This window comes from Novipirellula methanifontis (assembly GCF_052161655.1).
In the GTDB taxonomy this organism is placed as follows: Bacteria; Planctomycetota; Planctomycetia; order Pirellulales; family Pirellulaceae; genus Novipirellula.
In genome coordinates this window covers 4,272,123-4,285,550 of the sequence record NZ_CP197418.1, presented here as the reverse complement: position 1 = coordinate 4,285,550, position 13,428 = coordinate 4,272,123, and the positions used below count along the sequence as shown (strand labels likewise).

Here is a 13,428-nt window from a genome sequence, read left to right as displayed (position 1 = left end):
GTTCGGTGATCAATTGGACAAGGATCAAATATTGTGACACCACAAGGAGAAATCTGTGGCAAACCGTGAACACAAAGCGTATCCTAACATCCGAGAGACTCCGTTCTACTCGCCCGGAGCGGCGAAGTCGGGCGAATTCACAATTGACAATCTTTCGTCGCCGCCCGGTTACGGCTGACGTTATCCGAACTGAAGAAAACACGCCTCCAAATGAAACGAAATGTGTCCTCGACAGTCTTCGGCAAACTCAAATGCCACGCAAGTGATCGTTCCTATTCCGTGAAGATGGACCACAAGGGCAAGGAGATCGACACTCGATTCTTCTGTGAAACGGACGACGCAATCGAGCGGCTACTTCCGCTGGCCGAGCAGGTATGGCGTCAACGTGTTCGGTACTTCAAGGCATTTCGTGAACACGCGGCCGTCGAACTACTGGACCTGCTAAATGGGTTTCTTGACTGTGGAGAAGATGATCCGCCTCAGCTTTCTGCAGCAAGACTTCGAAAGATCCTTGCAGTTCCGTACTCTATCGTTTTCATGCTATCCGGTAACGACTACGAAGATGAGCTCTTTCTAGTTACTGGTGGCGACTCACCAGACCTGCACGAACACTGCCTCACGGTTACCTTTAACGCTGACGGTCAGATTATTGATGGTGATGCGGTATCGCTCTTCTGAACTCGTGGGACGCGGATAACCATGGCATTCACACGGAGCGGGTCTTGCAGCCGAACTTGAAATGGACAACTTCACTCTCCCCGCCCGGTGATGCCGGTCGTTATTCGATTGAGATTAAGACCTTTATCTGTGCTTCCGAGCGATGAGCAGCACTAACCCATACCTAGCATCCTCTCACGGCGACGAACCTTCGTCCTGGCGTCAACACGCTGGAACGGGGTTCGGCTTTGCTGCGCTCCTACTCTCTTTACTGTTCACCGTTCTCGTGGTCGTGCAGACGGTTTCACTCTGTACGCATATTGCTACCATGGCTCCACCGGCAGGCGAACTCAAGCCACTCGGGCTTGCAGGACTTGGGATCGTTTCTTTCGTCGGCCCGATCGTCATCCTAGTCCCGATTTCCCTCCTTTCATGGATGGCGACCTATGTCGACTCAGCAAGAGGCCAAGCGTTTGCGTGTTGGGGAACTGTATTTGCCCCGCTTGCCATTCCGGTCTTCTTCCTTGGTGTGTTAGCATACTTCCTGATTTGCAATGCCCGCGGATTTTGAAACGCTGCCAGAAATCGCACATCGTCATACCTCATATGAACACCGAGCCAAAGCAGCGAATAACCAGTAAGGCTTTGACTTCGCGTTGGGCGGAGGTTGAGCCTGAATCTCGTTAAATGGTTAACGTTCTGTGAACCAGAGTGGCTCGGGAGACTAGCCGAAGCTCAAGGCCTTTGTTCAAGAAGCCCGGTGGAACTGTAACGCTCGTGACGTGTCAGTTGGTCTCGGCTGCCAAGATATGGTACGGGTTTTGCATTATTGAGCTTTTGACTTTTGGCGTCTCGGGGCCTATTGAATCTATCCGTTTCGTCGTTATTTGCCGAGTCACTCCTCGATCGGTCTCCCCTTCGGTGTAGACTTTCCGCGGAGCTACGAACGATCATTTTCGCTCGAAGCCGGGTCGAAGTTCAAGTATTTCCAAGGAAATTAGTGGTTCGTCTGGTGTTGAACTCAGTAGCACAGCTAGCAGTTCAACGCGGTTGGGGGTGCCCGTTTGCAGGGGCCGCCGAATTCCAGAATAAAGTTCATTGGAATTGCAGTGAGCCTGCCCCTCGGGTGATCCAGACTTGGGTGTCCATGCTGTGCTACAGAACCCGCTATAATGCCTAGAATAATTCGCTCGTCGACTCGAAGCGAATGCAAATCCTCGACCAAGAGAAAGTACCCCCGACGCGATAGCGGCTTACTTGAACCATGCCGTGCACGGGAGCACGGATTGCGACGTTTTTGCTATGGATGATCAACTCTCCGTTCCCCGCGATGTCTACCGTTCGCTGACATGGCACATCTGTTCGTAATCCAAGCGACTGGCGCCCCAACGGCAGTGATTTTTCGCCGCGGTCCTTCGCGGTGGTACCACATCATCCAATGGGATACGCAGACTGACGCGTTCACTCACGGTTCATGGATCAAGGGACGCATTTACGAAGACAAATGTGATCTTTCACCGGATGGCAATCTTCTCATTTACTTTGTGTTCAAGGGTTCACATTTCCACACTTCGTTTACAGACGCGTGGACCGCGATTAGCCGCGTACCTTTTCTGCAAGCGTTGACCTTATGGCCGCAGGGCACTACCTATGGCGGCGGCGGTAGATTCATCACCAATCGAACGTTGGCATTGCGGGGCGTTCTCGATTCACCGCACGAGGAGTTCCCACTGCATGGTCTACAAGTAGTGGATGCCGATACCCCGCTCCACCCTCGCGGCGATATCGTGCCCGACTCCGATTGGTCGGGGATTGATCACGGAGGTCGTACCGTTTTCTCTCGCGGGCATTGTCTGTACGCGCGATTAGATGGAAATGATACACTGCTGGCTGATTTCTCAGCCTTACAACCTGATCCGCGACCGGCACCTGAACATGCCGGCGAACTACCGTAGCGAGCAGGAAACCATGTACTGCACCGACGTCGGACTTGCCCCTTTGCTCGGCCAACACAACATCCACCGTTCCGACTCGGTGACCACTGACGTTATCCGACGTAAATGCCGCAAACGCTTTTTGACGTCTACTATGCAAGAGACTGAACAACAGTCGGCCGTCCGCGGTTGCCTGAATCTCCCATTTGCACTGACGCTGTATCTCGCAACGCTTTTTGGGTCGCATGTCGCGATGGGCATTGGCGGCATCGTTATCCACAGTCTGTTTCTTGGTCTTCCGATCTTCTTCATCGCTGTCTTCACCGTTGCATGCATTCTTCAAGCTCGTGATCGCGTACCACCGGTTCCAATCTCGACATCAATGCCCATTGCCTTGCTGACATCTGTAATCGGAACTGTCGCAATGCACTTACCGCTCTTGATTCACATCGAACTGTCGAAAGCTGCGATTCTTGCTTCGCTCGTTGCTACATCCTCACTTCTGGCGGGACTGTCCACCTTCGGTTACGCCGAAGTCGTAAGAGACCAATTTCCACCGAACGGCGGTCACCGCACTGACGTTCCGTAAAACCAGATGACGGCGAACCAAGAAATGCACGCGAGTTGCGGATTACGCGATTCCTGATTTTGAGATTAACGGCCGCAACCGCGTGTTTTCAGACGTTCCCCGACTGGCGATGATGACTTGATGGCAACCGTGCCAGCGATTCAAACGGCCTGCATGCGTGATGGAACCGCCGCTAGTTTTCCAGCGTTTCTTGTTGAGGCAAGCGTCAACTCACTGTCGCAAATGCCCCCGCGGTCGATCGATTGGCAAAATGATTGACGCGAGCTGATTTATCATTTTGCCTCACATCATTTTGCCAACAAATTTCTTCTTTGTTTTTGCGGCTACAAACGGATTTGCCGGCGGTTGTTGCGCTCGCTATGATTGGATCAACGTCAACCGTCGTGGTTAGCGACGTCCCACTACAGCAAACCGAGGAACCATGCGATGGTGACGGAGCGGCGGCATCGTTTTTGCAAAGTGGTCCGTCACCGTTCGCCGCCCGCACATCGCTCCCGTTACCCACTCCATGAACACAACCTCTATAAGAATTAAATCAATGAAGTTAACCGTCATATGTGGCATCTGCTTGCTTGCGTTTTTTGCGATTCCCATGGCCATGGACTCTGTTCGTGCCCAAAACGCAGTTGATGTACAAGAGGAGTTTGTCCAGTGGGAGTACAAAGTAATCAAGGCCCCGACGGACAACGGATTTATCCAGAGTTACAAGCTCCAACCCAAGCTCAACGAACTTGGAATGGAAGGCTGGGAATGCGCGGGCACGCTTAGTGACGTACGGAAAGACAATACTCACGGGCATGTCATTTTAAAACGGATTAAACGATAGACTTTGGCTATTAGGCAATGCAGCAGGCCGGACTACCTGTGAAAATTGGCGAACCAGCGGATGCACGTGAGTCGCCGAGTTGAACTTATTGAAGTGGTCAGTCGTTCGCGGCGACCACGTGATCCTTACCGCTCGCCGGATTGAAGCACTCTGTTTGCGACACCATCGTCATGCCGATGCGTCAAAGCCCTCCCTACCCGCACATTCGTCCATGCAGATTTCTGCTGCCATCCCAAACTGACACATCGACATGACTGCGAATCTCGTAATCTGGAAGTGGAACTCGGATCTAGCTGATCCAGCATCCCGCCACAAACGGAAGATCAAGGTTGGTCAGGCTGCGGAGGCGATCCTACACGATGCCGGCGACGCCTTGACTGAGCCATTTCCTCAACAACCACTCTTGGACGCTATCGGCGCTGCGTTCCCGGAACCAGAAGAGGATCGTCCCTTTGTTATCGAGCGGAATCCGCAACACATAGTCGTAAATGTTACTATGGCTTCGCGAATCAAGATCATTTCGGTGATTGGACCGCTCGCGAACAGAATGGGACTCAACGCGTCCGAAGCCTAGCGCCGCGGGGAACAATGCGATGCCCCCACGTCGCGGAGCCAGCCGTTTTGACAATTGAAAATCCTTCGCCGTGACTGGGTGACCTCAACCGTTTGCCAATGGAGGAATTTTGATTTGGGCACCACATGTAGCGACACTTCGGCTGTCAGCTAGAGAGTAGCGTTAAAAATGATTGTGACGCAGTATTCCGACAACATTATCTCAATCCAGGAAGTCGAGAAGGTCGTTTCCGAGAATCGCAAACAGCTTGGGTTCAGTAAGGACGATTACCAGCACGCCAAAGACATGCTATTTCGCCATGATACGAATCGAAGCAAGTTTATAGAAATCGATGAACTATTCGAGACGCCCAAATCGGGGCAACTGTCAAAATCGATTTTCAGTCAAGCAGATCAGGACCGAGACAGACGCGTCGATCTTCTTGAGCTCGCCAGATATTTTGCAGGTCAGCGCAACTAGAGCAAAACAGCAAACCAACGATTCGGTGAACGTCGGATAACTAAGCGAGTAGCGACGATCGGCCGACTGTTGCCGATTGGATTCCCGAAGAACCCTGTGATGCAACGGAGGGCGGGTCGTCTGCTTGCAAGTCGTTCGCCCGTCTCCGCCGATCACCGCCGTTATCCGACTGGCGATCATGACTTGATGACAATCGTGTTTGGCGTTTCAAACGGTCTTCATACGTGATGGAACCTGCGCTAGTTTTCCAGCGTTCCTTGTTGAAACAAGCGTCAAGTCGCTGTCGCAAATTCTTGCGTGGTCGATTGAATGGCAGAGTGATTTGGTGCGCACTGTTTTATCATTCTGCCCCACATCATTCTGCAAATAAGTTTCTGCTTTGTTCTTGTGACTAAGAACGGATTTGCCGGCGGTCGTTGAGTGTCCAATCTTCTTACCTCCATGTTCCTACCAAAATGATTTTATCGCCAGTGTTCGATCCGCAACGGGCTTTATGCTCTAACCGAGGCAACTCATCCGCTTACATCGAGAGCCTGGGGTTGGACTCAGGCATTTCGCAGCGTCGTTCACCCTGTATTGGCATCGATCGCTGTCGCCGCTACCGCGGCTTTGCGTTATCCAGGCGTCCGACACCCCACACTCACGCGTGGGGCTAAGTGCGGCCGCCGCTACCGCGGCTCAAAAGCGTCGTTCATTCGTGCGCTTCGCGGGCAACAAAGACGCGCGACTGACTGCTCGCGAATCCCGCGAATGAACGCCAATGTTGCGCTGTCGAAACAGTGTGGAATCGCTTCACGCTAGACCGTACTAATTGGGGTGTGGTAGACTGGGATCGATTGTCTGGGACGGTCCTGGGCGACCCGATGCGAAGAAAACGAGGAACCATCGGTTAAACCGAAGTTCCGGTCTATCTTTACTAAACCATCACAACGTCAAACGCCGGAACTCGGTTATCCGTAACGTTCGCCGACACAATTCGGAACTAACTGCCAGCTATGACCGAGAACCCCTACTCACCGCCTTCGGACTTGGGGGACGCGTTTGTTGACCGATACCGTGTTCCATTTACCATGGCTTTCTGGTTGACGGCGATCATCGCCGTGTTGTTAGCGGTCGCTACGATTTACTCGGCTTACACGAACTATGTTGTCCTGCGGGATTCTGGCGGCAAAGTTCCATTGTACGTCCCGCTCGTTACGATCCTGATGATCTGCTGCTCCGTCGGCTTCGCATACTCCGCGTTTCAATGGCGAAATCGCAAGACGCGCCGCGCTGTTGTGACATTCCTGATAGCAACGGCCACTGTGGTGGGTGGACCGATCATCCTGCTGATCCGCTCCATGGTCTAGAAACATTCTCTATCTGGTAGCGAGCGTTCTCATAATTAACGAAAATCTCGCCGCGACCGATGCGCAGTAGATCATTCGGTCGATGCGATTGATATGATTTTGATCAACGTCAATTGCGGTGGTTGACGTAAAGCCGCCGCCTCGAGGCGAACCACGCCATGAACCGGCGCTCACCATGGTGCGATTGCAAGAGGATACCCCATTGCGCGATCCCGGTTATGGCGAACGTTCTGGCAATAGGAACGTTGCCCTCGAATCGATGGGTGTGAGCGGCGTGGTCGATGTTGGCCACGAATCACACAAATTTGCACGAATCGGATTGCTCGGGTTTGGATTCGTGTTGATTCGTGCTATTCGTGGCTAACCTTGTTCGCGCTCCGGAAATCTTTTGCGGCGAGGAATGGTTTGCTATGCTGAACGCGATCACAACGATCCCGGAATGTTGGATCGATACCGGCCGCCATAGCCAAAACCATACGATACACACGAAGCACGGCACACGGCGTTCGCAAGCGGTCAGCACAATCGCCGTGCTCGGTGATCGATCACGTCCTGCTTAACGGAGATGCCAGCTGTCTTCTAAACCTCACCGAACGTCTCAATGGCGGCTGTCGCTACGCAGCCTCTTGCTCATACTGGCATATGTCGCGGTATGCTGCACCACCTATATCTACTCGAACCTCTGGTTCGGAACGTTGGTCGTCGTTGCGACCATATTCTGGTTAGGCTCTACAACGCTGTACGCATTCAGCGAGCAAAGCCGTTTTTCGTTAGGGTTTTCGCTCGCAGGTTGGGCGTGGCTTGTCTTTTGGCTCGGCTTCTATGCCGAGACGCCGGCCAAGTATCCGAGCTGGCCCGTGCCCCAGTGGATCTACAAGGCTGCAACACCATTTCAATGGCAGCAGCCTGTCGTATATGGGTACGGGCGCTATGAAGAATATCAAGCGAGTTGGAACCACACGCCCTATGGACACATGCATTCTCTGCACGTATCGAGGCAACTAAACGCTCCTTCGCATCTGCAATCGCACATTCCAAGTTGGTACAATGCCATTCGACTTGCCGTGTGCCTGTCCGCCTTGATCGTTGGCATCATCGGCGGTGCAACGTACAGTCGATTGCCACGTACTCATCAGATGCGCGGACGCGAAGTAATCGAGGCAGAATCATGACATGCACCGAAGCTCGCAATCCGGCATTCGAAAACGGAACATCTACCGCGCGATCTAGGTGATGTCCGCCGTTATCCGACACAACTATGAAGGTTCACGAGTGTCACGATTAGACCCGAATCCGTACGCTAGTCCAGCCAATCTGTACTCGTGGCATCCTTCCGTCCTTGTTCGCAGCGTGAAACGTCGGCCAGCATTTCGAGAAATTGTCCTCGAAGGGGCTCCTTGCGAATCCATTGTCTACAACGGTCGTGGTCTAGGTTACGAATCGGTGATGATTGATGGCGACGAAGCTACACGTGTAGTTGGCAAAGACGCGGCCTACACTACTCCTATCGAGTTTAATATCGGTCGTTCTAACGACCGTACCGTCGTGTCCGCAAGAATTGACATCCGAACGTCGATGGTTTTCCTCATCTCGGGTTTTCAATTGTGGATTGATGGGTTCGCTGTGTATTTTGAGACGTGGTATCGCACTGTCCGTACGCTCCCAAATCACGGATAGCCATGCGATTCAACGGAGCGTCGGTGGCCGTGCGTTTCGGTCGTTAAACACCCGACTCCCGACGCCTGCTGATCCCCAGCGTTCTGCGATAAGACACCGTGACTTTACTTGATGAACTACTCACGCTTCCGCCTTCAATGCGCCGACTCCGCCTTGGACACGGCGATACTCGTAACGCGTTAGTTGCTCTGGGAACTGAGCCCGGAATCGCTTGGCTCGAAGAACATATCGAGTCACCGATTGGCCCTGAATGGGGCCGGCTGCTTTATGAGCTGAAACCTGGATGGGCACATCTCGATCGCTGGATCCGTGGAAACAAAATTCACTGTTTGGCTGCTGTGGACGCACTTCTGTCGTTTACGGCAAATCCATATTCCGACGACGACAACGAACCTGAATTGCCATTGGGTGCTGATCCTGCTGCGATCAACGACGCATTGAATTACGCGTTGGATCACTACGACAACCCGCGATTACAGGACGCGGCAAAAAGGATCCGTCATGTCTGGCCGGTTGGGACACCCACACGAAATGCGATTTCCGTTCCCGCCCCACTCGAAGAATTTGCAACGATTCTGTTCGACAACGACACCACGCTGATGAACCGTTGGAACGAGTCGCTAGCATCCGCACTGACCGGTCCAGAGAATGCCGCAGACCATTGGCATTCACTCTTGCAATTCAGCGACCGAAATGATGTTGTCGCCGTTGTCGACTGGCGTGCATTCCCAGACTCAATCGTCGGACGCCTGCAATGCCTTCGATCCGCTAACGGATTGCCTATTCCGTGGAAGATATACGCAAACTACGACGGCGAAATCGAAGAGCTGTTTCGTGAACTTAACGCCGAAGTTAAGGGCTCTGAACGGTTGCTCGTCTCGCTGGATACTGGCAGTGATTCCTACGCCCTTATATTTGTCGGACCTGATACAATACCGACTCTCGAATCTTTGATTGCATCCGCACTAAAAGAGCCGTCAACAATTCAGAGGTTCGACTAGCGTCCCGGAAAGCGCAAAACCATCTCGTGAACCGGAGCGACTCACACTCCAGACGGAGGGCGGCGATGAATCGACGAGTGAACGAAGTTTTCAAGTTGAAACCGATTCTGAATGACCCGACGTACGAGGGTTTCGGCTTCGGAGACGCGCCGTCACTGACAACTCCGCATCGCCGTGTTTACGATTTCACCCATTTCTATCCCACGAAATTCAATTACACGATTCCGAGTTTGAAACGGAAATGGGACAACCCCGTACTGGACGAACAGGACAAGGTCGCACCCTTCAACGACTTTCCATGTTGCGATTTCTACGTGCCCGTATTCAGCGCGCGGGCGGTCGATGTGCTGCGAGAGTTTCTTGCGCCCAACGGTGAGTTGCTGCCAGTACGCACGTCGCGCGGCCAATACATGGCTTACCAAACCCGCGCGATTGCTGAGGGGATTTTGAATGTCTCCAGGACGGTGGGAGATCTGCGTGACAACGTGCCGCTCTTTTCCGATATCACCAAATACGCGTTCTACAAGTCAAAACTTGGCGGCCTGACCATCTTTCGCGTGCGGGAAGATCCCTCGCCCGTTCTGGTCACCAACGCTTTCAAAGACGCGGTCGAACGCAACGGCTTGAACGGTTTCAACCTGATCAGAGTCTGGCCGCATCCGACACCAAGAGAGGCTGCGGCCGAGAAGCAGAAGCGGAAGCAGCGAAGCAAGATCAAAATCAACGGAAAGATGCGCGGTCGGCAGGAGAAGACGATCATCCTGATCCTGCCGCTCAAAGACAAAGCACCTTCGGCATCCGAACAAAAAGCAATCGACCGCCTGCGAGCAATTTTGAATGAGCGCCTCGTTCTCAAGCATCCCGGGGACGAGTATTATGGCAGCACGGAAGGCTACGAATTGAGTAAAAGACGATACCGGCTCTTGATATCCTGTCCCGATGCTGATTGGCTCTTGGGACATCTGGCGCGCTCGATCCGCGGGATCAATTGGGGCGTGCCGATCACGGTCGCGATACGTGACAGTGAGTTTTGGGATAGCGGTGCCCCGGAATCAGTGATCGATCTTAACGGCATTGAGTAGAACAAAAAATCACGCCCATCCAGTATGACGCCAAACAAACTTTCGCAAATCACGTGAATCCAGCACTCAGGAAACACCGCATATTAATGGCATGAGCGCGGAGCCGCCGACAGCGCGCTTTCAAATGGAGCATCAACCGCGGCGGCCCGGTTATGCCAGACGTTAGCTGCTAAAGGTGACTCCGAATGCGATTTGCTGCCCCTTTGACTTGTGCTGTGGTCTTATTGAACTCGTCACTAGTGGCGGATGAGCCAAATGCTCCCGAGGGAGACCTGCACACGCGAGTCGCCGCACTGGAAGCAGAAGTCAACGGACTATCTCGACAATTGTCGGCGCTAAGGTCGCAACGCCAAGATGGCCATTGTAAGCGAAACGAGATAGGCCAGCTCAATGGACGCTGGAGATACATGCTCTCGACAGAACGCGATTCCACAACCCAATACGACGACGGCGTAACGGAGTTGGTTATTGCTGGGAATCGATGGACAGTTCTTGTCAACGGCAACCCGAGATTAGCCCAGCTTGTGGAATATGATCTTGATACGACTCCAGCCTCACTCGTACGGCGGGCACCAGACTGGGCTTCCAACTCAGTTGCTCGGGCGATCTTTAAGGTCGATCAGCACCATCTCATCTACACCACAACTCCGCTCGAAAACCCCAGCACGCTTGATTCAAACCTAGCTCTCCCCAACGGTGAGCCTCTCATTCCGGAAGTGCCAGACTCGTTCGATCCGAAGGGCACCGCGAACACCGAATACATTTTGCGGCGTGTCGGCAGTTCCACGAAGATCCCCCCAACGGCAGCTAACCAGACGGTGAACCCGAGCGGCGGGTCGGACGATTATTGAGGTTTACGGTGACCGGCCGCCGCCGGGTTAGCTTCGACGTTATCCGGCTGACTGCTCAAGTTCCAAAAAAATTGAAGCCTGGCTCGCCGGGCGATTGCTTTCCGCATGCCTCGATCGATTGTGCGTTAGATGTCCAACAACTCCTTGGGAATTGAACCAGCATTGGCCTGGAAACTGTTGCTTGCAATCGTCGCGGCGTCCGCAATCGGTTTGTGTGTTATGCCTCTCATTATTACTCAGCTTACACCCCAGTTAGACCCACTCACTCCGCAGCGTCTAAAAAAAGCGGAAAGCCAATTGAATGAAATGCTTGGTGAACCCGCATCAACCTTTCACAACGGGCAATGGGTCGGCGGAGCGAAGCCGACCATTGCTGATAAGCCTTATCTGCTTTTTTTCTGGTCAACATGGTGTTCGGCTTGCGACCCGTACCTTCTCGAACTGAATGACCTTCACGACGAGGGTGTTGTCGTGATTGGGATGCATCCAGCTGGAATTAAGGCTCGAGATGTTGATCTAGCGATTCAATCAATGCAATTGCATTTCCCAACCTTCGTTTCAACTGACGAGAGAGGGGTGATGGCTCCCATTGCTGATTACCAGGTCGCCTTTTTTCCGTACTCGATCCTCGTCAATTCGGAGGGCGTCGTCGTCTCCCACGGTTACGGCATTAAAAAGTCCAAAGCGCAACTTGACGTGTTGTTGACGCAAGCCTCCGAACTTGAGTGAGCAAGTTGACTCACGGCAACGGATAACCAGCCCGATGCACGTGAGCGGCATGTTCGACCGGATTAGAATGTGACATTTTTCGTTACCGCCACGTGATCGGTACCGTTACGCCTACTACTAACAAATACTGAGGTCCACAATGAGGCGTCCTAATGTCGTTTGCCTACTGGTCTTCAACATGGTCGCGGCGATTGCTCTCGAGGTACCGGCTCAGGACCCTCCGCCGGAGTCGACCACACGGCGACAGTTCAACCAAGTGTTCGTCAAAGTCATCGTGCCCGTCACGTCGCACACTCCTAAGCAGGACGGCCCTGTCGTTGAGTTCTGGGTTGCAGAGCAGCTCAAACACCTGGGCGAGTCCGAATACTTTGCTGTCACAGACTGGGTGCCTGTTTGTGATGCGCTGCTTGAAGACGATATCGTAGACAATAGAGTTTGGGATGGCCGTCTTGACGGCAAAAGCTCCTATTGCCCTGTCGGCGGAGACATTCCGGAACGGAAGAACGGTCGCCTGTTGGTTAGCGTTGGTGGCTGGACGCCAGGCGGTGGCGAGGCGAACATCGCTCTGCCGGACGAACCTGGCAGTCGAGCGGTTGGCCCCGTGCAGATTCTCGTGGGCAAGGAGCGAAAGCCGATGAAGACCGAAGACCCGCTCCCGTACGTGGCAGTCATCATTACGCCGCCACCACTGATGGGTTTCACGTCACACGGCGATGTCGAATAGGCAGAACACGGCGGTGTACCGGAGCCGCCGATCACACGGATTTTGAAAACATAGTCTCTTGGCGGCGACCCGGTTACCGCCAACGTTCTGCACGAAATTTTGACATCTCCAATGACGATTAAATGTTCGCAGTGCGGGTTGACTACGCACACTAACGATGCAAAGAAGTGTCTGCTGTGTGGAGTGCCATTTCCCAACGCACATCGTGGTCCGCAACTAGGCCAATCAGCCGCCCTCGCAAGACGTTCATCTCCGATGAAGTGTGCGAAATGCGGGATGACAACGCACTCGGAAGATGCGACGAAGTGCTTGCTGTGCGGAGAGTCATTTCCTGATCCGCTAGTTGGATCGCATCCTATTAGGCACGAACTACAGGCATATCAGGGAACAAAGCAGTCGAGTCACCCCATTCCCTGTGACAGTCGTAGAGAATATCTCAAACCTCGCAGATTGATCGCTGTCTTCACGGCTCTGCACGGTCTTGCTGGACTGCTTGGCGGAATCCTTCTCCTTGCAATGATATTTCTTAAAATGATTCCTGCCGTGAGCACTTTGATGGTCGCGTTTACAATCATAGCTTTCATTGCGCGAGGCATATGTGGTGCAGTTGGCGCGATATTGCTCTGGCAGGGAACAAAACGAGGCTATCAACTCTCGTTGGTTTGTTGGGCCTATCTTGTCGTGGTTGGCCTAATAGCGGTTGTCCAAATGCCTCTATTGGATCTGCCGAATGCGACATTGGCAAGACATATTGGCTCAACGCTCGGCAAGCTCATTTTTGGCATTCCGTTCTTGTACCTGCTCGCGAGTGACTTGCTTCGTTTGAATTCTCCGGAAGTCAGGTCATCTGAAAGGCAAGTTGCCCCAGAGCGTATCGAAAGTTACTAAACGAATGGGCATCACCATCGGTTGCCCCGGCGCGACGGTAGCGCCGTTTTCGTAGTGGTTAAGTCGTTCCCCCGCCGCGCGCTGAACC

At 53.2% G+C, this 13,428-nt stretch carries 15 protein-coding genes; 14 read left to right on the top strand and 1 reads right to left on the bottom strand.

Going from position 1 to position 13,428, the window contains the following annotated elements:
* Window positions 1-55 precede the first annotated feature (55 nt).
* From SH528x_RS15115 to SH528x_RS15095, 5 genes are all read left to right on the top strand, one after another.
* Window positions 56-178, top strand: a complete 123-nt coding sequence (locus SH528x_RS15115; protein ID WP_442511349.1) for a hypothetical protein — start codon at window positions 56-58, stop codon at window positions 176-178.
* A 32-nt stretch (window positions 179-210) separates the two neighbouring features.
* Complete coding sequence (locus SH528x_RS15110; protein WP_442511348.1) at window positions 211-678, top strand: hypothetical protein; 468 nt, start codon at window positions 211-213, stop codon at window positions 676-678.
* Window positions 679-2,006: 1,328 nt separating this feature from the next.
* Window positions 2,007-2,612 carry a hypothetical protein gene (locus SH528x_RS15105; RefSeq protein WP_442511347.1) on the top strand — a complete coding sequence of 202 codons (606 nt, stop codon included), beginning with the start codon at window positions 2,007-2,009 and terminating at the stop codon, window positions 2,610-2,612.
* Window positions 2,593-3,180, top strand: a complete 588-nt coding sequence (locus SH528x_RS15100; RefSeq protein ID WP_442511346.1) for a hypothetical protein — start codon at window positions 2,593-2,595, stop codon at window positions 3,178-3,180. Before SH528x_RS15105 ends, SH528x_RS15100 begins: the two co-directional genes overlap by 20 nt.
* Before the next feature lie 538 nt (window positions 3,181-3,718).
* Window positions 3,719-4,006: a DUF4177 domain-containing protein gene (locus SH528x_RS15095; protein WP_442511345.1), complete on the top strand. Its 288-nt coding sequence runs from the start codon at window positions 3,719-3,721 to the stop codon at window positions 4,004-4,006.
* 352 nt (window positions 4,007-4,358) lie between these two features.
* Here SH528x_RS15095 and SH528x_RS15090 read toward each other — a convergent pair whose 3' ends face one another.
* Window positions 4,359-4,634 (bottom strand): hypothetical protein, encoded by a 276-nt coding sequence (locus SH528x_RS15090; protein WP_442511344.1) that lies wholly within the window; start codon window positions 4,632-4,634, stop codon window positions 4,359-4,361.
* Between the two features lie 1,400 nt (window positions 4,635-6,034).
* Here SH528x_RS15090 and SH528x_RS15085 point away from each other — a divergent pair.
* From SH528x_RS15085 to SH528x_RS15045, 9 genes are all read left to right on the top strand, one after another.
* Window positions 6,035-6,388, top strand: coding sequence for a hypothetical protein (locus SH528x_RS15085; RefSeq protein WP_442511343.1), 354 nt, complete (start codon window positions 6,035-6,037; stop codon window positions 6,386-6,388).
* A 118-nt stretch (window positions 6,389-6,506) separates the two neighbouring features.
* Complete coding sequence (locus tag SH528x_RS15080) at window positions 6,507-6,752, top strand: hypothetical protein (protein ID WP_442511342.1); 246 nt, start codon at window positions 6,507-6,509, stop codon at window positions 6,750-6,752.
* 262 nt (window positions 6,753-7,014) lie between these two features.
* Window positions 7,015-7,560, top strand: a complete 546-nt coding sequence (locus tag SH528x_RS15075; RefSeq protein ID WP_442511341.1) for a hypothetical protein — start codon at window positions 7,015-7,017, stop codon at window positions 7,558-7,560.
* 100 nt (window positions 7,561-7,660) lie between these two features.
* Window positions 7,661-8,065, top strand: coding sequence for a hypothetical protein (locus SH528x_RS15070; protein ID WP_442511340.1), 405 nt, complete (start codon window positions 7,661-7,663; stop codon window positions 8,063-8,065).
* 137 nt (window positions 8,066-8,202) lie between these two features.
* A complete protein-coding gene (locus SH528x_RS15065) occupies window positions 8,203-9,066 on the top strand; it encodes a DUF6630 family protein (RefSeq protein ID WP_442511339.1) in 864 nt (287 codons plus the stop codon).
* Window positions 9,067-9,161: 95 nt separating this feature from the next.
* Window positions 9,162-10,148 (top strand): imm11 family protein, encoded by a 987-nt coding sequence (locus SH528x_RS15060; RefSeq protein ID WP_442511338.1) that lies wholly within the window; start codon window positions 9,162-9,164, stop codon window positions 10,146-10,148.
* Window positions 10,149-10,333: 185 nt separating this feature from the next.
* Window positions 10,334-10,999: a hypothetical protein gene (locus SH528x_RS15055; protein ID WP_442511337.1), complete on the top strand. Its 666-nt coding sequence runs from the start codon at window positions 10,334-10,336 to the stop codon at window positions 10,997-10,999.
* Between the two features lie 177 nt (window positions 11,000-11,176).
* Window positions 11,177-11,728 (top strand): TlpA family protein disulfide reductase, encoded by a 552-nt coding sequence (locus tag SH528x_RS15050; protein ID WP_442511336.1) that lies wholly within the window; start codon window positions 11,177-11,179, stop codon window positions 11,726-11,728.
* 139 nt (window positions 11,729-11,867) lie between these two features.
* Window positions 11,868-12,452, top strand: coding sequence for a hypothetical protein (locus SH528x_RS15045; protein WP_442511335.1), 585 nt, complete (start codon window positions 11,868-11,870; stop codon window positions 12,450-12,452).
* Window positions 12,453-13,428 lie beyond the last annotated feature (976 nt).